Genomic DNA, 20,666 nt, shown 5'->3' with positions numbered 1-20,666 from the left:
TTGACTGTCCTATGTAGAGATTGCTTCGTTCCTCGCAATGACGGGCGTTTTAGTGGCACTACCCAATATTTTATTCTTCTATTCTCTATTTTACCTTCAGTGGCCCCGGGGCTTAATAGGCTCTTGCAAACAGCACTCTTTGCGTTGACGGTTTCCCCGTAAGGATGCACTTACCCTCTTCCAATTTATTATCTAAAGGTATACAACGTATTGTAGCCTTAGTTTCATCTTTTATTTTTTGTTCTGTTTCAGGCGTACCATCCCAGTGAGCTGATAAGAATCCCGGCTTTTCGTCAAGGAGGCGTTTAAACTCTTCATAAGTATCAACTTCAACTGTATTATCAGTCCGGAATGCTGCAGCTTTTTGATAAATGTTGTTTTGTATTTCTTCCAGCAATGCTTCAATATGTTCAGCCAAACCTTCCTGGTTAACAGTTTCTTTTGTTTTGGTATCACGGCGGGCCAGTTCAACTGTTCCGTTTTGCATATCGCGGCTGCCAATAGCTACACGCAAAGGCACACCTTTCAACTCATATTCTGCAAACTTAGCACCGGGGCGATGGGTGTCGCGTTTATCAAACTTAACTGATATATCCTTTGCCTTAAGCGCTTTTGTTAATGCGGTTACGTATGCAGATATGTTCTCTAATTCTTCATCATGCTTATAAATGGGCACAACAACAACCTGTATAGGCGCCAGTTTTGGTGGCAATACCAATCCGGCATCATCAGAGTGCGCCATAATTAACGCACCTATTAAACGGGTAGACACTCCCCATGAGGTCGCCCAAACGTAATCAAGCTTATTTTCCTTGTTAGTGAACTTTACATCAAATGCCTTAGCAAAATTTTGACCTAAAAAGTGAGATGTTCCGGCCTGCAGGGCTTTACCATCCTGCATTAATGCTTCAATACAATAGGTATCCAATGCACCTGCGAAACGCTCATTAGGAGTTTTTCTTCCTTTAATAACAGGTAGTGCCAGCCAGTTTTCTGCAAAATCGGCATATACATTCAGCATTTGTTCAGTTTCTGCAATAGCTTCCTGGGCAGTAGCATGTGCGGTATGGCCTTCCTGCCATAAAAATTCACTGGTACGTAAAAATAAGCGGGTACGCATTTCCCACCGCACAACATTGGCCCACTGGTTAACCAAAATAGGCAAATCGCGGTATGATTGTATCCAGCCTTTATAGGTGTTCCATATAATAGTTTCAGATGTCGGGCGAACAATCAGTTCTTCCTCCAACTTGGCATCTTCATCAACAACAATATTACCGTTACCATCATTTTTCAAGCGATAATGTGTTACAACCGCGCACTCTTTAGCAAAGCCATCAACATGGCTGGCCTCTTTGGAAAAAAAAGATTTGGGTATAAACAATGGAAAATAGGCGTTACTGTGACCGGTCTCTTTAAACATTTTATCCAGTACGGCCTGCATTTTCTCCCATATAGAATAGCCATAGGGTTTAATGACCATACAGCCTCTAACCGGCGAGTATTCAGCCATATCTGCTTTAATTACCAGATCGTTATACCATTGCGAATAATCTTCATCTTTACTAATAACGCCTTTGCTCATTGTTTATGAAATAGAATTTGACTGTTTAATTACTTATAATTGTGGTCAAATTTATAAATTTATACGTTATTAAAGCGGGCAAATTAAACTATACCCTGAAAAATCAATCTATATTGGTAAAAACCGATCTATACCTAAGAAATATGAAAAGGAACCTTTTAAAAGGAATCGTTTTTATCAGTGCCGTTGTGCTGAGTTCCTGCTCCGTCAGTAATAAATTGGCTAATTCACCAACTACCGGTGATGATGTATATTTTACAAAGGCAATTGCCGGCGATAACATAGAATATGCCGATGCTAATAACTATCAATCCAAACAAAACAATTATAAAGCAGATGACGATTATTACTACTATGGTGATTACGCGTCGCGCATAAGCCGTTTTAGTTATTTTACGCCGTTTGATTATGATGACGACTTTTACTATGGCTATACTCCTTACAACACTTACAATAATTATAATATAAGCGCCAATACCAATTATAATAATTCCTACTCTCCATTCCAACCATCACCTTACGATTTTGGGGTTTATTCACCATTTGATTACGGTTATAATAATTTTGGCGGATATGATGATTTTAGCTATGGGTCTATCTATACTAATTATTTATATACCGGTGGCGGGCGCCATCATGGAAGGCAATATTCCCGCTCTACATCTGCGGGAGGTGGTTCAGGATTAACTTTTCGTAAAGCTAATTCAGGGTCAGGAAATCCATCAAACGGTATAGCCGGTTCCAATCGCCGTGGTTATGCCAATAATGGCACCAATACAATTTATCCCGGTCGGCCTAATAATACTTCAGTTGCCCGTACCGGTACTACCAATAACAATACACGTGCTGTACGTACCGACAGGCAAGATGTAAGGCCGGCCAGTCAACAAGTTGTTGAGCGTGCTTCACAACCGAGCCCGGCTCCTGCTAATACTTCAAGCAGTTCTAGCAGCAGTTCAGGGAGCAGCGGTGGTGGCGGCAGACCCGTTAGGCCTTAATTTAGCTATCTATGAAATTTAAATATATACTATGTATAGTTGCTTTAATAGCAATTAGTAAGAGCAGTTTTGCCCAATATGCAAAGGATGCTATACGCTATTCAACATTTGGAACCGGCTCCACCTCCCGTATAAAGGGAATTGGCAACGCCGGTACTGCTGTGGGCGGAGATTTGACCTCGGTTAGTGGAAATCCGGCAGGTTTGGGTTTCTTCACCATGTCTGAAGTTAGCCTGACCCCCGAGTTTGATGGCTCGAAGATTAATTCAATTTATTTAAATCAACCTGGTACTGCAAGTAAAAACAATCTGAATTTAAGTAATGCCGCCATAGTATTCTATTCGCGGCTAAATACCCCAAGCGGACAGGACAAAACCAAAGGTTGGTTAAGCCTTAATTTTGGTTTGGGTTATAATCGTACAAATAACTTTGATGAGCGTATTAGCTATGGCGCTAAAAACAGCAATAGCTCCATAAACGATTATTATGCAGGCCTTGCCAATTCAAGTGGCGCAGACGACGGAACATTACAGGGCTGGGCCTATGGCCAAAACCTGATTGACCTGTATGGAGGCACCACAACTCCTACCTATAAAAGCAATGCTTATGCGGGCGTAAACCAGCTTAATAACATCACAAAGTCTGGCGGCCAATCAGGATTAGATCTATCACTTGGTGCCAATTACAGCAACAAACTATATCTTGGTTTGGGTATAGGCATTACCCAACTGAGATATAACTCAGTAAATAATTTCAATGAAACTGGCACCGCTTCTGTACTTGAAGGTAATAGCACCACAGGTGTTGACAGAAACTTCAATTCTACCTACACGCAAAGCCAGGAAACCAAAGGCGAAGGATTTAATGCAAAATTTGGCTTTATCTATAAGTTACTGGAAAATGTACGGTTAGGCGCTACTGTTACTACGCCAACATATATAACCGTAGATGATTCGTACAGTGAAGGTCTTGTAAGTAATTTTAATAATGGAACAAGCTATGTAAACGGCCCTGCCGATTACCCATTAACTTATAAAATGCGCACCCCATTAAAAGCATCAGGCGGTTTATCTGTATTTTTTGGCAAATACGGCTTTATTAGCAGCGATGTTGAATATATTGATTATAGCACTACCCACATCAGCAGTAATGATAATTACCTTGCAGATTACGATAACGGAATTATAAAAAGCAATTATCATGCAACTGTTAATGCGCATATTGGTGCCGAAATTAAATTAATAGGCGCTGTAGCTTTACGCGGTGGTTATGGTATACAAGGCAGCCCTTTAAAAACAAACGGAACACAAACCAAAACCGCAACTGCAGGTTTAGGTTACCGGTTTGGCAGTTATTATGTAGATGCCGCTTATATGCATGTTACCGGGTCGCAAACTATAACTCCTTACGATGTTGGCACGTTAACACCTACTGCAAGCGCCAATGGAACTAACAATAATGTATTTGTAACCGTTGGATATAGATATTAGCATATTTCTTGTTTATTGAGTAGATTTTATACTTAATCCTCATCAACAAATGAGCGCAACATCCAGGTGTTCTTTTCTTTAAACTGCATAAAGCGGTTTACCATATCATTGGTGCCGTCATCGCCGGAATTGGCAGTTACTTCCAATAATTCACGTTCCATTTCAATCAGTTTAGCCATATCATCAATTAGGGCTTTTACCATTGTCGTATCTTTTAATCCAATAGTATCAATTTCTTTTATTGATGATGTTTTAATATAATCATCAAAAGTGCTGTAAGGCGCTTTGCCCAAAGTAAGAATTCTTTCGGCCAGCTCATCAATAGTAACAAGTGCCTCTGTATATAATTCTTCAAACTTAATATGTAAAGTAAAAAAGCTTTTGCCCTTAACGTTCCAATGGCAGCCCCTTAACTTTTGATAATGGATGTGATAATTGGCCAGCAGATCATTTAAATGATCAACAACAGGCTTTACTTTGCCTTCTTTGAGACTTATTTCTTTTGCGTTCATGATATTAAGATTATTGTGAATCAACAGGTATAACTATACCTTTGTTTAGTAAATACCACTATTTTTTGTTTTTAATAGCATATTTGCATCCTTATGACGATGCTATTACCCTTCATTAATGAGCAGCTAAGCGGAGTGATCTGGCGCATGGAAATTGATAGTTTAACCGACACGATTTTCCTGGAAATAAGAAATAGCGAGGATAAAAATGTTTCATTTACTTCGGTTGATCTCTCAAACGGTAAAACTAATTTCAATAACGTGTCTGCACCCGAGCGGTGGTTAACCGGTATAGAGGCGGGTTATGATGGTATACTATTATTGCACAATTATCAATCAGAACAAGCTCCTGTACATAAAGGAGTTATTGCTATCGATAATAAAGGGGCGATCTGCTGGAGTAACTATACTTACGCTTTCGATCATTTGTCGGTAAACGGGCCGGTGCTTTATAATGTTCAAATACAACCTAAAAAATTATTTTTAACGGATATTAAAACCGGGGCAATGATCAGGCAATACGAGCCATTAATTGATATTGAGCCGGTTAATTATATTACAGTGCCTCAGGTTTTACCTCCATCCTACTTAAACCAGGACCTGCCAATTAAGCCTTATGGAAACATTATACATTACCTTGAACACAATAATTTAAGAATTGTATCTTTGCACTCCTTCAACACCGGACAATTAAAACAACACTTGTATATTATAGATGGGGCGGATCTTGTGTATGAAGATTTATTAAACGAGGATATACAAAAAATGCAGCCTGAGTCGTTTATCATGTATAAAAACTCGCTGATCTATATTAAAAACAAATCAGAATTAAAGGTTTTAAACCTATAAATTACTGTATAAGAATTTATTATGAAATTAAAGAATTTATTGTTCATTACTCCTTTACTAACACTTTCACTATCTCTTTTTGCAAAACCCATGTTACCGGATTCTGTAGGTATTGAAAACCTTGATGGAAAAAAAGTGATACTGCATAAATTAGATCCAAAAGATAATTACTACTCTATAGGCAGACGTTACAATGTAAAACCGGGTGTTATTATACAATTTAACAATAATGCCCCTTTAAAAATTGGCAATATTATTAAGGTACCAACAGACAGGTCATTTTTAGAATCAACAAAACCTGCAATTGTACAGCAATCCAAGCAAACTACCCCTTCGGCAACTGTTGTACAAAAACCAGTTGCATCAACCGAAGCTCCGGCAAATAATGGTTCAACAACGCAACAATACAAAGTATCAGCCGGAGAGACTCTTTATGCCATAGCCAAACGTTTTAACTCGACTGTTGAGGATATAACTAAACTTAATGGCTTAACTTCAACAACTGTAATTCCGGGGCAGATAATACAGGTAAAATCAGGCACTGCCGATGTACCGCCGCCTGTTATAGTACGCCCTGTGGCAAAACGCGACTCTACCTCGTATGCCTCCTCACAGGATAGTAGTAATGCTATAGAGCATAGAATAAATGCAAATAAATATGGTTTATTTGAAAAGAACGAAAAAGGCGTAGCTACCTGGATAGACGATGCCAGCCTTGACCCCAGTAAAAAGCTGGCATTACACCGTACCGCTCCTATTGGTACAGTTATAAAGATCACCAACCCGATGACTAACCGTACTACATTTGCCAAAGTAGTTGGCCGCATCACTGATAGCGAAACAACTAAGGATGTTGTTATTATATTTACAAAAAATGTAGCCGAATCTATTGGCGCATTGGATAAACGTATTCATGTAAATATAAGCTACGGTGTTCCTAATGAATAAACCTTATATTATTGGCATTGCCGGCGGAAGCGGCTCTGGAAAGACTTTTTTTTTAAACCGTTTCCTTGATCATTTTACACCTGATGAGGTTTGCTTATTATCACAAGACGATTATTATATACCTGTGGCCCATAACATGACCGCGGAAGAAAACAAACTATATAATTTTGATCTGCCCCGTACAATTGATTATGAGCAATTTGAGCAGGATGTTAGCAAATTGCTGAACCGTGAAGTTATTTACAAAAAGGAATATACATTTAATAACACCAACGCCATACCAAAAATACTGGAGATTAAACCGGCACCAATTATTATTGTAGAAGGCTTATTTATTTTACACTTTAAGGGTATTGCTGATCTGTTCGACCTGAAAATATTTGTTGACGCGGATGAAGACATTGCCTTACAACGTCGTTTAAAACGCGACCTGCTGGAGCGTGGCTACTCTAACGATGATGTGATGTATAAATGGATAAACCACGTTGTACCTGCCTACAAAGAGTTCTTGCTGCCTTATAAAGACTGCTGCCATAAAATCATTGTTAACAACACGCAAACCGCCGCAGGAATATTAGCTGTTACCAAAGAAATATCAAAAGAATTAAGGACGAAAATATTTAGTTAAACATCCATCTCTGGTATCTCGCCTTCTATTATCAGTTTACCGGCAGTAGCATTTTTAATTTCTTCCACACTTACTCCTGGTGCACGTTCCAGTAGTTTAAATCCACCTCCGGGTAAAACATCAAGTACAGCTAATTCTGTTACTATTTTTTTAACGCAATTAACCCCGGTTAATGGAAGCGTACATTGTGGTAATAATTTAGATTCGCCTGCCTTGTTTACGTGCTGCATAGCTACTATAATGTTTTCTGCTGATGCTACAAGGTCCATGGCCCCGCCCATTCCTTTTACCATTTTACCGGGAATTTTCCAGTTAGCGATATCTCCATTTTCCGACACTTCCATGGCGCCTAATATGGTCAGATTTACTTTGCGTGCCCGTATCATCCCAAAACTCATAGCCGAATCAAATATGGCCGAGCCCGGCAGCATGGTAATAGTTTGTTTACCTGCATTAATTACATCTGCATCCTCCTCGCCCTCAAACGGAAATGGCCCCATGCCCAGCAATCCATTCTCTGATTGCAGCACTACATCCATGCTTTGCGGGATATAGTTAGCCACCAGCGTAGGTATGCCTATGCCGAGGTTAACATAGTAACCGTCTTTTATTTCTTTAGCTATACGTTTTGCTATTCCTGTTTTATCAAGCATTATTTCTTTTTAAATTCTATAAATGCGTCATTGCGAGGAACGAAGCAATCTCTGCACTTACTAATCAATGTACGGAGTGATCGTGCTGGCTATCGCCAAATGAGATTTATCCATTTGAATATCCTTTGTAGAGATTGCTTCGTTCTCGCAATGACGTGATGGTAAGTTATTGGTTATCAATACAATTAAAATTGTCATCTCGAACGATAGTGAGAGATTTTATACACCCTGTTAGGCAACCATGCCTGGCGTTTAAGATTTCTCCTCGTTCCTCGTCGAAATGACAACGCGTTTTATATAATTTCTTTTTTGTATACGTCATTACAGTTTTTTCCAGGGTTGGTGGGTACTCGCAATGTACATAATGGTTATTTACTTCTAACCGTCCGCTGTTCAATCCTTTTCTCATAATTCACTCCCTGGAATATCCTGTGCACATATATACCCGGCGTATGTACATGATCCGGATCCAATTCGCCGGGCTCAACCAGTTCTTCAACTTCGGCAATAGTAATCTTTCCGGCCATTGCCATAACCGGGTTAAAATTGCGGGCGGTTGAGCGATATACTAGGTTACCCATGCTATCGCCCTTCCAGGCCTTTACAATTGCAAAATCGGCATCGAAAGCCATTTCCATTAAATAATCTTTACCATTAAAATTCCGCACCTCTTTACCCTCGGCTACTTCTGTACCGATACCGGCCGGGGTGAAAATCGCGGGCATGCCATAACCGGCTGCCATACAACGCGTTGCTAAGGTACCCTGTGGTATTAGTTCAACTTCCAGTTCGCCGCTAAGCAGCTGGCGCTCAAACTCGGCATTTTCGCCCACGTAGGAAGATATCATTTTTTTAACCTGGTGTTGTTTCAACATCAGACCAATGCCAAAATCATCAACACCGGCGTTGTTTGATATGCAGGTAAGCTCCTTTACTCCTTTTTTAACCAATGCAGCGATGCAATTTTCGGGTAAGCCGCATAAACCAAATCCGCCCAACATAAGGGTCATGCCATTGGCAATATCTGCTATGGCTTCATCGGCATTGCTATAAACTTTATTCATGGGATATAATTGATACGGGTAAAATTACTAAATCATCAGCACACAAAAACAATTATAAAAACTGCGCATTATAATAATTATAGAATGAACCAATAAAAACAAAAGTTATGTTGTATAAAGATGATGCATTTTTGAATGACAAGAACAATCATTCAGAACAAAACTCCAATAAACCCAACGCCTACCGGGTAGATGACGATAAAAACATTGAAGAAAAGGACCTGATAAGAAGCATGGCAGGCAATAACAAAACCAAACCCATAAGAGAGGGCCAGCCAATGGGAGGTGAAAACTTTGGTGCAAACAGCGTTACACCATCCGGCGATGATAAGAACAATCCATCACAAAACGCGGGCTATAGTAACGAATATTTCAGGCGTACAGAGCCATCTGAAGAACATCCTGAAAATAACAACTTTAAAGCTCAGGATCAGCAAAGTTATCAGGAGGGGACGGCTGACAATGATGGCAACAGCAATGCCAAACCTAACATCCCCGGACCTAATGAAATACCCGACCAGCAGAAAGTTGGCGAGGATAGCGAAGATGACAGGTATCATGTAGAAACTTAATAATATGGGTGTAGCGTAGCGCTACACCTGCTACATACTTATTCGTTAGGGCTATAGCAGAATAATTGCAACAATGTTGATTTAAAGATTTACAAAGTTTCTAAAACTTCGTAAATTCTGCTATTATTTAAAATATACATAAGTAATCCCATCTCCGCCCCTGTCGGCATGTTCATCTTCCAGGCGGTCCACCTGGTCGTATTTTTTGAGGTACTGCCTTATCATTTTGCGCAGGATGCCGTCGCCCTTGCCATGCAGTATTTTTAAATTACCAAAGCCCATCATTAGCGCGCGGTCAAACAATCGCTCAATAGCCCCTAAAGCATCCTCGGTACGCATACCGCGTACATCAATTTCGGGGCTAAAGCTGGCTATATCGCCGGTATGGCTGTTCATGCTTCGCCTGACTTCTTTTGGCACAACAGATTTAGACACTTTTTGTACCCGCTTCTTTTTAGCCACCGTACGCAAATCGCCAATGGCTATAATAACATTATCTTTTGCTATTTCAATTACCTGCCCGGTAGTTTCAGAGTCGACCAGTTTTACCCAATCACCTACTTTCAATTCATCTTCGGTTACAGCTGGCTTAGCAACTTCTGTTTTTACAGTATTTTTTTGCAATTCCCGGTTCAGATTTTCGCGGAGGTCCTTTGTTTTTTCTTTATCGGCATTACTGCTCTTAATTTCGGCTATGGTATTTTCAACCAGCTTATTAGCATTTAGTATGATATTTTTGGCTTCATCTTTTGCCTCGCGTATCAATACCTTTTTATTTTCTTCGAGATAGCTTTTCAGTTTTTCGTTTTCGGCTAATAGTATATCTACTTGTTTTTGCTGTTTATCCAGCTTAACGCGGGTATCCAGTATTTCCTTCTTTTCGCGTTCCAAACCAACCAGCAGCGTATCTACATTTTTTTGCCCTGCGCTAATTTTGTTTTTAGCCAGGTTAAGCACCTGTTGCGGCAAGCCAATTTTTTGAGCTATCTCAAACGCGTATGAACTGCCGGGCTTACCTACTTCTAAAATATAAAGCGGTTTCATTTCTACATTGTTAAACAGCATGGATGCATTTTCAATACCTTCTGTATGGCCTGCAAATATTTTCAGGTTGGAGTAATGCGTGGTAACCATTCCTTTAACCTTTTTATGATTTAATGATTCCAGCACAGCCTCAGCTATCGGCCCGCCAAATTGCGGATCGGTCCCTGTTCCAAACTCATCTATCAATATTAATGATTTACCGTTGGCCTGCTCTACAAAATGTTTCATTTTAGAAAGGTGCGCGCTATATGTGCTCAGATCGCTCTCAATAGACTGGTCATCGCCAATATCAACAAAAAACTGTTTAAACACGCCTACAACGCTGGCCTCATCAGCAGGAATTAATAAGCCGGCCTGCACCATAAGCTGTAGTAACCCCACAGTTTTCATACAAACAGATTTACCACCTGCGTTAGGGCCGGATACTACTACTACGCGTGCGTGTTCGTCAATTTGCAGGTTTAGGGGTACCACTGTTTTATGCTCCTTTTTAAAATTCAGGAACAATAAGGGGTGGCGGGCATTAACCAGCTTTAGCTTAGCTTCGTTTATCACCTGTGGCATTTCGCCTTCAATATCAATGGCAAACAGGGCCTTGGCGCGTACAAAGTCTAATTTGGTGAGCAGACTATGGTATGATAATAAAAGCGGCACATACGGCCTTAATTCGTTTGTTAACGCGGTTAATATCTTCACTATCTCGCGCCTGCGTTCAAACTCCAGGTCGCGTATCTTGTTATTCAGCGTAAAAACCTCCTCGGGCTCCATATAAACGGTTTGCCCGGATGCTGACTCATCATGAATAAAACCTTTTAGCTTTCGCTTATTTTCGGCTAATAAAGGAATACACAGGCGGCCATCCCGTATGGTTAATGATCCATCCGCTGTCCAGCCATTACCCGATGCGCTTTTAAATATCTGGTCAATTTTTCTACGGGCGTCCTGCTCGGCTTTTGCAATACCCGAAGTAATGTCTGATAATTCACGCGATGCATTAGGCTTTATCTTTCCTTTAGGATCTATTACCTGTTCAATTTTTTTAATTATCGCTTTTTCAATGGGCAAGTGCTCAAACAGCGCCTCCAGGTTTGGATACTGGCCCTCGCGCTCATTAAAATAAGCTATAACCGCAAATACAGTGGTTAACGATGCCAATACCTGGTAAAATTCTTCTTCGGTTAAAAATGCGCCTTCAAGCCTGGCCTTGTTAGCCAGGTATTTAATATCAAAAAAGTTATAGATAGGCAAAGCAGCATCGTTTTGCAATATATTTTTAAACTCATGGGCCTGGCTTAAAAACTTGCTTATTTGCTCGTAATTACTCATTACCTGTATCTTGTCAACCATCTGCTGACCCATAACACTAAGGCAATGTGCTTTTATTAATTCCTTTACCTCGGTAAATCCCAGCTTATCAATACTATTATTAGGGTAAAGCATTTTATATTAGTTTGGGTACTTTTTAAGTACCCCTGTTGGTTTATGTTTTAATTTGACGGTATCCTTTTTTATTTTTTTTGGGTGTTTGGGATGGATAATTGAATCACGTTTAAGCGAATCAGCCTTCAATTTTGCGTTTTTCTTTGCTTTTTCAATAACTTCCTTTGCTTTTGCCGAGTTTTCTTTTGCAACCACTTTGTTTAACGAGTCGTTTTTAATTTGCAAAAGCGCAGCAACATCAGCATACATTTTTATTAAAATTTCAGGCTGGGTAGTATAATATTTTACGCTTCTTTTAAACTGGGCAGAATCGGTATGATACTGTTTAAACAAGTAATTATATTTGCCTGTACCATATTTGTATAAACTATCGCCGGCAGTTTGCAGCGCCAGGCTGCCATCTACAATATGAACATCGGTTAGCAGGTGTACCATTACATCCGGTTTCAGTATACCATCTGGACTATTTCCCCTATTACAGGCAAACAAAAAAAGCAAAGCTGAAAAAAACAAGATAATATGTTTACGCATTCTGTAATTTAGCGGTTTAATTAAGCAAAATTACGGATAAATGAGCATTGCAGATAACATCAAAAGCTTAAAAAACGAAACTATACCTAAAAAGGTAACTTTAATAGCGGTATCAAAAACCAAACCGGTTGCCGATATACAGGAAGCCTATGATGCCGGTCAGCGTTTATTTGGCGAAAATACGGTACAGGAGATGGTTGAAAAGCACGAACAATTACCTAAGGATATACAATGGCACCAGATTGGCCACCTGCAAACAAACAAGGTAAAATATATTGCCCCGTTCATCAGCATGATACAATCTGTTGATAGTTTAAAACTCTTACAGGAAATAAATAAACAGGCCGAAAAAAATAAACGCGTTATAGATTGCCTGCTGCAAATATATATTGCCGACGAAGAAACCAAGTTTGGCCTGGGTTTCGATGAGGCTATTGAGTTGTTACGGTCTGAAGAGTTTGCTACGTTTAAAAACATTCGCATACGTGGTTTAATGGGCATTGCAACCAATACTGATAAAGAGAAGCAGCTAAAGGACGAGTTCCATGAACTGAAAACCTTTTTTGATGGCATTAAACAAAGCTTTTTCAGGAAAGAAGAAAGCTTTAATGTAGTTTCGATGGGTATGTCGGCTGATTATGAACTGGCCATTGAACAAGGCAGCAATATGATACGTGTAGGCAGCACTATTTTTGGGGGGCGGGTTATTAAACATTGGAAAAATAATTAACATCGAATTTAAACAATGACCTAATGACTAATGACACAATGGCTAACAACCCAACCATTCACCTAAGAGTAGCTGTAAAAGAAGATTGTGTACGCCTGCTGGAGCTGGTGAACGAACTGGCGCTATATGAAAAGGCCCCGCAGGAAGTGACTGTAGCCATAGAGGAATTTGAAGCTGCGGGCTTTGGCGAAAAGCCGGTTTGGAAAGCGTATGTAGCTGAAGTTGGCGGATTAGTAGTTGGCTTTGCGCTATACTATACCCGCTTTTCTACCTGGAAAGGATGCCGCATGTACCTGGAAGATTTTATAGTTACAGAGCCCATGCGCGGCCGGGGAATTGGTAAACTACTTTTTGACCAGTTAATTGTTGAAGCTAAAGAGAAAGGATTTAGCGGTATGGTATGGCAGGTGTTGGACTGGAATGAACCGGCGCTTAATTTTTATGCTAAATACAATGCGGCTGTTGAGGCCGGATGGCTTAACGCGTCATTATCTAAAGAACAGTTATTAAATTATTAGGTTATGAAAATAGTGTATTTGTTATTTTTAGGAATGATACTGGGGTTAAGCTCATGTATGTGGGGAGATACTAAGAAGCCTAAACCTGCTATAACAACGGATACTTTAACTTACTCGTATCATATAATTAAACAAAAAGCAGCAGATTGCGGTACTAAGCCGGATAACGGTTGCACAGTTGTTAAAATTAAATATCCGTTTTTTTTTAAGGACGGATTGTTAAATGATACATTAAAGCATAAGCTATTAAACTTATTTGCATTAAATGATAAGGATACCAGCCTGAACCAGCTAACATCAAATTTTATTAAGGCTTACGATAAAAACAAAAGCCTGGATGACCGTAAGCTATTTTATACGCTTGATATGAATGCAAGCATAGTTCGCCAGGATTCGAGCCTTACTACATTAGTGATTAGCGGCTATTCTTTTGAAGGCGGCGCACATGGTGGCTCAGAAATTGTATTTATCAATTGGAACACCAAAGCCAATAAAAACATTTCGCTTGACGACATCTTGATCGATGGGTACAATTTAAAGCTAAATACAATTGCTGAAGAAATTTTCAGGAAACAGGAAAAATTAGGCCCCACTGCTTCATTAGCTAACGACTACTTTTTTAAAGATGATAAATTTGCCTTAAATCAAAACTTCTCTGTTACGCCGCTGGGTTTAAGGTTTATCTACAATCAATACGAAATAAAACCCTATGCAGCCGGGCAAACAGAACTGCTTATCCCCTACGCAAAAATTAAATCACTGTTACGGCCAAATACGGTTGTAAGACAATATATCAAATAAATGCTTGTTTTTAAATTTGGAGGTGCATCGGTTAAGGATGCAGAAGGTATCATTAACCTGGGTAATGTTGTAAGCAAATACAAAAGCGAACAATTACTTGTCGTAGTATCAGCAATGGGTAAAACCACCAACGCGCTGGAGAAACTGGCCAAAGCTTATGCCGGCCAAACCGATGATATGCATGATATTTATGAGGGAATAAAAAAATATCATTATGATATATTGGCCGAACTGTTTGATGCAAACGACCAGGTATTTAATGAAGTGGCCAATACGTTTGTAGAGATTGACTGGATGATAGAAGACGAGCCCCATGACGATTATGATTTTATTTATGACCAGATCGTATCCGTTGGCGAACTGGTATCAACCCGGATTGTAACAGCTTATTTAAATAAAGCAGGTTTGAAAAGTAAGTGGTTGGATGTACGCGGCTATATCCATACCGATAATACTTATCGTGAGGGTGTGGTACAATGGGATAAAACCTGCGAAAGCATTCAACAAGGCATCCCTGCGCTATTAGAGAAGGGCATTATAGTTGCGCAGGGCTTTTTAGGTGGCACGTCCGAAAATTTCACTACCACATTAGGTCGTGAGGGCTCTGATTATACCGCGTCCATATTCGCGGCCTGCTTGGGTGCAGTATCTGTTACTACCTGGAAGGATGTGCCTGGTATTTTAAATGCCGACCCTAAGCTATTTGAAGATACCATTAAATTTGATGAGCTAAGTTATACCGAAGCTATCGAGATGACGTATTACGGCGCTACGGTTATTCACCCAAAGACCATTAAGCCGTTACAGAATGCTAAAATACCATTATTTGTAAAGCCATTTAATCACCCGGAAGAAGCCGGAACAATAATAAAAGAAAGCGCGGCACATGTGTTTGAAAAACCGGTTATCATTATTAAACAGAACCAGATATTGCTTTCGTTATCCCCAAAAGATTATTCCTTTATATCCGAAGATCATTTAAGCGATATATTCGGCAGGTTTGCTAAAGGCCGTGTTAAAATTAATATGATGCAAACATCAGCATTAAGCTTTAGCGTTTGTTTTGATCATAAAACAGAGAGCTTTGATAAACTGTTAGCCGATATCAGCACTGATTATAAAGCAAAGTATAACAGCGGCTTAACGCTAATTACTATAAGGCATTATGCAGATAATACCCTAAAAACCTTAACCACAGGCAAAACCATTTTATTAGAGCAAATTAGCAGGAACACTATACAGGTAGTAGTTAAATAATTAAAGGCCCTGCTTTATGCTTCTGAAAGGTTTATCATAATCAGTACTGCTATACATGGTGAGTATACTATCCTTTAAAACCATATAATCTCCCTGCTGGGTAACAACCATTTTTTTGATACCCCTGGAGGTTACTTCCATTGGCGCGATGGCTGATACCACTTTGCCTAAAGTATCCAGCTCTAAAATATATAACTGATTCACTTCTTTCTTATCCTCATAAATAATACTGATGGTTTTGGTATTATCATCAATAAATTTGCCTGATACGTGTTTGCCAACCATATCCGCAGGGTTAAAAGCAAGCAATTGCTTTGCTTTCTCTGGCGTAAAGCCAACAAACTCAAAACTCAATAAGTTGTTGTCATTATCCTTCACCGTGTCTGCCGGTGCAACTATGCCTTTATCATGATAAGCCGCTGTAGCATATACAGTAACACCACCTGCATTTTTATAACTATTGCCGGGCAGTATATAATCTATCTGTAAATTATTGTATTGTGAGCTGTCGCTCTTTATATAAGCGGCAATATCAACCATTTGCTCTTTGCTGATACGGGCATTTACCTGTACATCCAGTTTTGCACCATCTTTGGTTTTTACGGACTTTAATATGGTGAATGGCGTTTTTGGTTTAGAGTGGCAGGCCGTAAGCACAACCATGCAAAGGATGAGGAACTTTTTCATATCAGCAGCAAAAGTATAGAATATAAAGAATTAGTTGTAACCTATATTTTAAATAGCGCGTCAAACTCATGCAAGAAACTATATATGAAACGCGCCATACACATCATTACTACTGCCCTATTATTACTTACCTGCGTTACTGCTAATGCACAAGTTGAACAACGGCATTTTAACCAGGAGCTATATAACACCATTCTACACCAGGACAGCCTATGCTTTGTCGCATTTAATACACAGGACCTGGAAACATTAAAACAGTTCTTTTCGAAAGATATTGAGTTTTATAATGATAACGGCACCATAACCAATTACGACGATACCATGAAGGCTTTTGGTGCAATGTTTAAGCAAGCCAAAATAAGCGGCTTAAAGCGCGAACTGGTAAAAAGCAGTCTTGAAGTTTACCTGTTAAAAGATTTTGGCGCCATAGAAGTTGGCGTGCATAAATTCACTCATATAGAAAATGGCAAAGAGGAGGTTGCCCTGCTAAAATTCACCGAAGTTTGGCAGCATAAAAATGGTGAGTGGAAAATGACCCGTGTAATAAGCTATAATCACTAAATACAAAGCCTCCTGCAAACAGGAGGCTTTGTATTTTAGCTCTTTTTCTTTTCGGGCTTATGAGCGCTGTCTTTGCTTGAAGTTTGATCTGAGCGTTGCCCGCCTGAGTTACTAATGCCCCTTTCCTTAAGCTTTTCGTTTTGATCGGTAAAAGCGCGGTCGGCAGTTGTGGAACCTTGTCCACCAGCATTATTTTTTAAATTTTGCGTTTTCATAATATTGTGTTTAAATACACAAAACATATGCAACAACTGTACCGATATCCGGATATGCCCTTTATGTTGTAATTAATGAATTCTCATGCGATTCTGCGATTCTCCATACCGAACCTAAAATATAGGTTTTTCCCCAACAAGTGTTGCATCTATAATGCTTTATTGGCAACCAAAATAAAAACTGTTTAACTAAAATACCTCTCCGGATACGGGTATCTAATTCTCCTTTGCCACACTTGTGACATTTTCTTCTTTCTTTTATAATTTCAATGTGCCCGTGTTTCATTATAGTTAATTTAAAAGAAATACTCCATAATATAATTTTAATAAGTACCCCATTTATACGTTTGAAATATCAAATTGTTTCTTTAAAATTAATTTTCCTTTATAAAAAAGTGATTTTAAGTGACACACAAAATGGAAGGATTGACTAACAGATAATTAGAATTATATGGTGAGAAAAAAAAATAAAAGCTATCAGATTTCTAAAATAGTTTATTCTACAACTGATGGTTTCATTAAGGCATAAAAAGCTTTTTTGAGATTAAGGAAAAAATCGGTGTACACTTTTAGAGATATTGAATAGGAAAGTATTTCTCCAGCAATTGGTATGAATTTGGCATCCTATTTTAAAACCTGCCAGATTCCGTTTTCTAAAATTCCTGATTGCGAAATTATAAAGGTAATTTCGCACTTTAATATTTGATACAACACAATGGCAGGGTTTGATAAATTAAAGCTGAATAAACAACTGGTTAGATCGGTAAATGAGGTGGGTTATACGGCTCCTAAAGAAGTACAACAAAAAACACTGACAAGGATTATGGGCGGGCAGGATATTATTACCATAGCTCCCGAAGGTTTTGGCAAAACTACCACCTATATTTTAGGTGCCTTAAACCGTTTCAACTACGCGCCGGAAGGTGTGCCCAAAGTGTTGATACTGGTACCTGATAAAGAGCAAGTATTAGCTGTTATTGAGCAATTTGAGTTATTAAATAAAAATAAATCTATTTCAATTGTCGGCTTATATGTTACTGCGGGCACAGAGGCACAAATGGATGCATTGGCTGATGGTGCCGATATTGTTGTAGCAACTCCCGACAGGGCAAGGGCCATTTATTTAAAACTGGCACTTAATTTAAATAAAATAGAGCTGTTTATTGTTGATGATGCCGACCAGATGATTAAAAAAGGCATGCAGTTACCTATAGCCGAACTGGCAAACAGCATTCCAAAATGCCAGCATCTTGTATTTACTGATGTTATGCACAGTCGCCTCGAAAAAATGATCGCCCCTTTTATGAAACTGCATGCTGTGATTGAGGTAGAACCACAGGAAGAAGCTCCCATGTTAACGCATCAGCAATTATTATATAATGTTCCTAATTTCCTTACTAAACTTAACCTATTAAATTTATTTTTTTATGATGAGGAAGTGTTTACTAAAAGCATTGTATTTGTAAATAATAACGCAACTGCCGAAAAGATATATCAAAGTCTTAACTACCGTATGCATAATGCGGTAGCTTATTTAAATCCACCGTTTTTTGATGTGATTGGGTTTAAAAGTGTGAATGAATTTAAGGCTGATAAGGGCGCAAGGGTATTAATTGTGGTTAATGAAAATGAGGAAGAAACTATTGATTTAACCGGTGTACCTTTCCTGATACATTTTGATCTTCCGCCGGGAAAGGAAATTTATATTGAACGTATTATCAATCAAAATCCTGACAGCGATAATGAAACACTGGCCCTAACCTTTGCTACCGATCTTGAACTTAGTCAGGTAAAAAAGATAGAACAGGCCACCGGTAAAAAAATGCAATTGGCTGCGCTACCCGATGAATTGGTAATTGTAAACGAAACAAAACCCAAAATAGAACCGACTAAACAGTCAGTAAAAATAGCACCTGAAATTGGTGCAGCATTTCATGAGAAAAAGGCGGCCAATAGTAAAAATTATAATTTTAGTTCAGGGCAAAAGGCTAAAATGAATAAGAAGAAAAAGCACGGATAATTGATAATGAAAAAATACCTGTTCATTTTATTCATTCTAACAACCACCTCTGCAATAGCGCAAGATATAAAGTTTAAATATCTGGCCCTAAATGTACCCGATAAAATGGAAGCCGCCCAATGGTGGCATAACACCTTGAATTTTAATATTATTAAAGAAGCTAACGAGGTTTATGTTAGCGATGCAGGAAATAACTTCCGCATCAAATTCTTTTCAGATCCATTGCAAAAAAACAATTATTCGGATGTTTCATTTGATGCCTGCCATATTGCTTTAGAGAGCGATAACTTAAGTTATTGGGAACAAAAAATATTAAAGGCCGGTGGCAAATACAATACACCTCCCCGCCATAACCTGATAGGCGATGCCGTTGTTGACATGCGCGACCCACACGGAATAATGATACAATTGATCTATCGTGTACATCCTTATTATACCCACAAATCCGGCACATTACGCTTTGAGCATTTGGCGCTAAACATGACCCAGCAAAAAGACGCGGCATTATGGTATGTAGAATTTATGGGGCTAACCATCCCCTGGTCAAAGGACCCGGCCGACTCAACCCGTGCGGTTAGCACCTACCGTATCCCCTACGTTGGCGACCCGGGCCGCAATATGGCTATGGAGTTTTTAAGCACAGGCCCTGAAAGGGATTATACCAAATTGGGTTTTGGCGTAAGCTATATCGCATTTGAAGTTAAGGATGCCACAACGCTCGCCAAAAAGATGATAAGCGGGGGTGCTAAGCAGATAAGCAATACCGAAAAAGATGCTAATAAGACCCTCGTCATAAAAATACGCTGCCCGTGGGGAAATATGCTGGAATTGATTGAGGTAAAAAAACAATAGCTTATTACTCAATTACCGGGGCGCATTCATAAAAAAAAGACCACCCTGAAGGCAGCCTTTCAAATATTATACACTGTTACATACCCTCTACACCAGTGTATTGTAACATTAAATCCACTTTTCCATCTTTATTAAATTTCCATACTTCATGTGTACGTTGTTTAACATGTTTCCCATCTTTATCAGTAAATTCTTCGGTTCCCCAAACACAAACTACATTTTCATTCTTGTCTGTACTTTTTAAACTTATCCAGGCATCTAAACTTACCTTATAATTCTGTATAGAGCCTCTAAATTCCTTTACATTTTTAAGATTCTCTGCCTTACCTTTTACCATAGCTCCGCCTGCATGCATCATCGTCACCGTGTCCGATATAAAATCTACGTGTTTATCCAAAGTGTTATTTTCATAGTCTTTCCAAAGCATCAAAATTTTATCCGAATACGTTGAACTGGCAATGGTGAACTTTGATGAATAACTAGCAGTATAACCGCTGTGCATCTGACTCATTGCCACAAATGGCACGGCCAGTAAAAACATTACAAAAAGCTTTTTCATAGTTTTGAGATTTAAATTGTTTGTAATCTGTTAGTTACATTAAAAGTAAATAATTTAAATCATTAACAATCAAAAAATTATGACAATTATTTACTTTGAACTTAAAGTAATTTCATATTAGTGTTTTTTATATAGTTTAGAGTATGGTTTCG

22 protein-coding genes are annotated in these 20,666 nt (G+C 38.9%); 13 read left to right on the top strand and 9 right to left on the bottom strand.

Features of this window, described 5'->3' with window-relative positions; translation table 11 throughout:
- Positions 1-112: 112 nt before the first annotated feature.
- Positions 113-1,585, bottom strand: coding sequence for a proline--tRNA ligase (proS, locus tag JWR23_RS10305; RefSeq protein ID WP_299515826.1), 1,473 nt, complete (start codon positions 1,583-1,585; stop codon positions 113-115).
- Between the two features lie 143 nt (positions 1,586-1,728).
- On the opposite strand from proS, the gene JWR23_RS10300 reads away from it, so the two are divergent.
- The gene (locus tag JWR23_RS10300; RefSeq protein WP_299515825.1) at positions 1,729-2,583 is read left to right on the top strand and encodes a hypothetical protein; all 855 of its coding nucleotides are present in this window, start codon (positions 1,729-1,731) and stop codon (positions 2,581-2,583) included.
- 11 nt (positions 2,584-2,594) lie between these two features.
- Positions 2,595-4,073, top strand: a complete 1,479-nt coding sequence (locus JWR23_RS10295; protein ID WP_299515824.1) for a hypothetical protein — start codon at positions 2,595-2,597, stop codon at positions 4,071-4,073.
- A gap of 32 nt (positions 4,074-4,105) precedes the next feature.
- Here JWR23_RS10295 and JWR23_RS10290 read toward each other — a convergent pair whose 3' ends face one another.
- Positions 4,106-4,585 carry a DNA starvation/stationary phase protection protein gene (locus tag JWR23_RS10290; RefSeq protein ID WP_299515823.1) on the bottom strand — a complete coding sequence of 160 codons (480 nt, stop codon included), beginning with the start codon at positions 4,583-4,585 and terminating at the stop codon, positions 4,106-4,108.
- Positions 4,586-4,678: 93 nt separating this feature from the next.
- Here JWR23_RS10290 and JWR23_RS10285 point away from each other — a divergent pair, with 93 nt between their 5' ends.
- The 3 genes from JWR23_RS10285 to JWR23_RS10275 are packed head-to-tail and all read left to right on the top strand — an operon-like array spanning position 4,679 to position 7,010.
- Positions 4,679-5,434, top strand: coding sequence for a DUF4905 domain-containing protein (locus tag JWR23_RS10285; RefSeq protein WP_299515822.1), 756 nt, complete (start codon positions 4,679-4,681; stop codon positions 5,432-5,434).
- A gap of 21 nt (positions 5,435-5,455) precedes the next feature.
- Positions 5,456-6,382, top strand: a complete 927-nt coding sequence (locus JWR23_RS10280) for a LysM peptidoglycan-binding domain-containing protein (RefSeq protein WP_299515821.1) — start codon at positions 5,456-5,458, stop codon at positions 6,380-6,382.
- Positions 6,375-7,010 (top strand): uridine kinase, encoded by a 636-nt coding sequence (locus JWR23_RS10275; protein WP_299515820.1) that lies wholly within the window; start codon positions 6,375-6,377, stop codon positions 7,008-7,010. Before JWR23_RS10280 ends, JWR23_RS10275 begins: the two co-directional genes overlap by 8 nt.
- Here JWR23_RS10275 and JWR23_RS10270 read toward each other — a convergent pair.
- Positions 7,007-7,663: a 3-oxoacid CoA-transferase subunit B gene (locus JWR23_RS10270; RefSeq protein ID WP_299515818.1), complete on the bottom strand. Its 657-nt coding sequence runs from the start codon at positions 7,661-7,663 to the stop codon at positions 7,007-7,009. The two genes, JWR23_RS10275 and JWR23_RS10270, sit on opposite strands and share 4 nt — an antisense overlap.
- Before the next feature lie 368 nt (positions 7,664-8,031).
- Positions 8,032-8,727, bottom strand: a complete 696-nt coding sequence (locus JWR23_RS10265; protein WP_299515817.1) for a CoA transferase subunit A — start codon at positions 8,725-8,727, stop codon at positions 8,032-8,034.
- Positions 8,728-8,834: 107 nt separating this feature from the next.
- On the opposite strand from JWR23_RS10265, the gene JWR23_RS10260 reads away from it, so the two are divergent.
- Complete coding sequence (locus JWR23_RS10260; protein WP_299515816.1) at positions 8,835-9,299, top strand: hypothetical protein; 465 nt, start codon at positions 8,835-8,837, stop codon at positions 9,297-9,299.
- Positions 9,300-9,422: 123 nt separating this feature from the next.
- Here JWR23_RS10260 and JWR23_RS10255 read toward each other — a convergent pair whose 3' ends face one another.
- The gene (locus JWR23_RS10255; RefSeq protein ID WP_299515815.1) at positions 9,423-11,783 is read right to left on the bottom strand and encodes an endonuclease MutS2; all 2,361 of its coding nucleotides are present in this window, start codon (positions 11,781-11,783) and stop codon (positions 9,423-9,425) included.
- A gap of 6 nt (positions 11,784-11,789) precedes the next feature.
- Positions 11,790-12,314, bottom strand: a complete 525-nt coding sequence (locus tag JWR23_RS10250) for a DUF4296 domain-containing protein (protein WP_299515814.1) — start codon at positions 12,312-12,314, stop codon at positions 11,790-11,792.
- Positions 12,315-12,354: 40 nt separating this feature from the next.
- On the opposite strand from JWR23_RS10250, the gene JWR23_RS10245 reads away from it, so the two are divergent.
- From JWR23_RS10245 to JWR23_RS10230, 4 genes are read left to right on the top strand one after another with little or no spacing between them, the layout of a single operon-like run.
- Positions 12,355-13,044 (top strand): YggS family pyridoxal phosphate-dependent enzyme, encoded by a 690-nt coding sequence (locus JWR23_RS10245; RefSeq protein ID WP_299515813.1) that lies wholly within the window; start codon positions 12,355-12,357, stop codon positions 13,042-13,044.
- Positions 13,045-13,067: 23 nt separating this feature from the next.
- Positions 13,068-13,562 (top strand): GNAT family N-acetyltransferase, encoded by a 495-nt coding sequence (locus JWR23_RS10240; RefSeq protein WP_299515812.1) that lies wholly within the window; start codon positions 13,068-13,070, stop codon positions 13,560-13,562.
- Between the two features lie 3 nt (positions 13,563-13,565).
- A complete protein-coding gene (locus JWR23_RS10235; RefSeq protein WP_299515811.1) occupies positions 13,566-14,363 on the top strand; it encodes a DUF3298 and DUF4163 domain-containing protein in 798 nt (265 codons plus the stop codon).
- A complete protein-coding gene (locus JWR23_RS10230; RefSeq protein ID WP_299515810.1) occupies positions 14,364-15,620 on the top strand; it encodes an aspartate kinase in 1,257 nt (418 codons plus the stop codon).
- Here JWR23_RS10230 and JWR23_RS10225 read toward each other — a convergent pair whose 3' ends face one another.
- Positions 15,621-16,307, bottom strand: coding sequence for a hypothetical protein (locus JWR23_RS10225; protein WP_299515809.1), 687 nt, complete (start codon positions 16,305-16,307; stop codon positions 15,621-15,623). It abuts the gene before it with no gap.
- 84 nt (positions 16,308-16,391) lie between these two features.
- Here JWR23_RS10225 and JWR23_RS10220 point away from each other — a divergent pair, with 84 nt between their 5' ends.
- Complete coding sequence (locus JWR23_RS10220; protein ID WP_299515808.1) at positions 16,392-16,868, top strand: nuclear transport factor 2 family protein; 477 nt, start codon at positions 16,392-16,394, stop codon at positions 16,866-16,868.
- Between the two features lie 35 nt (positions 16,869-16,903).
- Here the strand turns inward: JWR23_RS10220 and JWR23_RS10215 are convergent, their stop codons facing one another.
- A complete protein-coding gene (locus tag JWR23_RS10215; RefSeq protein ID WP_299515807.1) occupies positions 16,904-17,083 on the bottom strand; it encodes a hypothetical protein in 180 nt (59 codons plus the stop codon).
- A 715-nt stretch (positions 17,084-17,798) separates the two neighbouring features.
- Between JWR23_RS10215 and JWR23_RS10210 the strand changes: the two genes are divergently transcribed.
- Positions 17,799-19,103 carry a DEAD/DEAH box helicase gene (locus JWR23_RS10210; RefSeq protein ID WP_299515806.1) on the top strand — a complete coding sequence of 435 codons (1,305 nt, stop codon included), beginning with the start codon at positions 17,799-17,801 and terminating at the stop codon, positions 19,101-19,103.
- A gap of 6 nt (positions 19,104-19,109) precedes the next feature.
- Entirely contained in the window at positions 19,110-19,955 is an 846-nt protein-coding gene (locus tag JWR23_RS10205) for a VOC family protein (protein ID WP_299515805.1), read from the top strand.
- Positions 19,956-20,031: 76 nt separating this feature from the next.
- Here the strand turns inward: JWR23_RS10205 and JWR23_RS10200 are convergent, their stop codons facing one another.
- Entirely contained in the window at positions 20,032-20,514 is a 483-nt protein-coding gene (locus JWR23_RS10200; RefSeq protein ID WP_299515804.1) for a hypothetical protein, read from the bottom strand.
- Between the last annotated feature and the right edge of the window lie 152 nt (positions 20,515-20,666).

Origin of the sequence: Mucilaginibacter sp., from assembly GCF_028288205.1 — a bacterium.
Classification (GTDB): Bacteria; Bacteroidota; Bacteroidia; order Sphingobacteriales; family Sphingobacteriaceae; genus Mucilaginibacter.
This window is presented reverse-complemented; position numbering and strand designations above follow the sequence as displayed.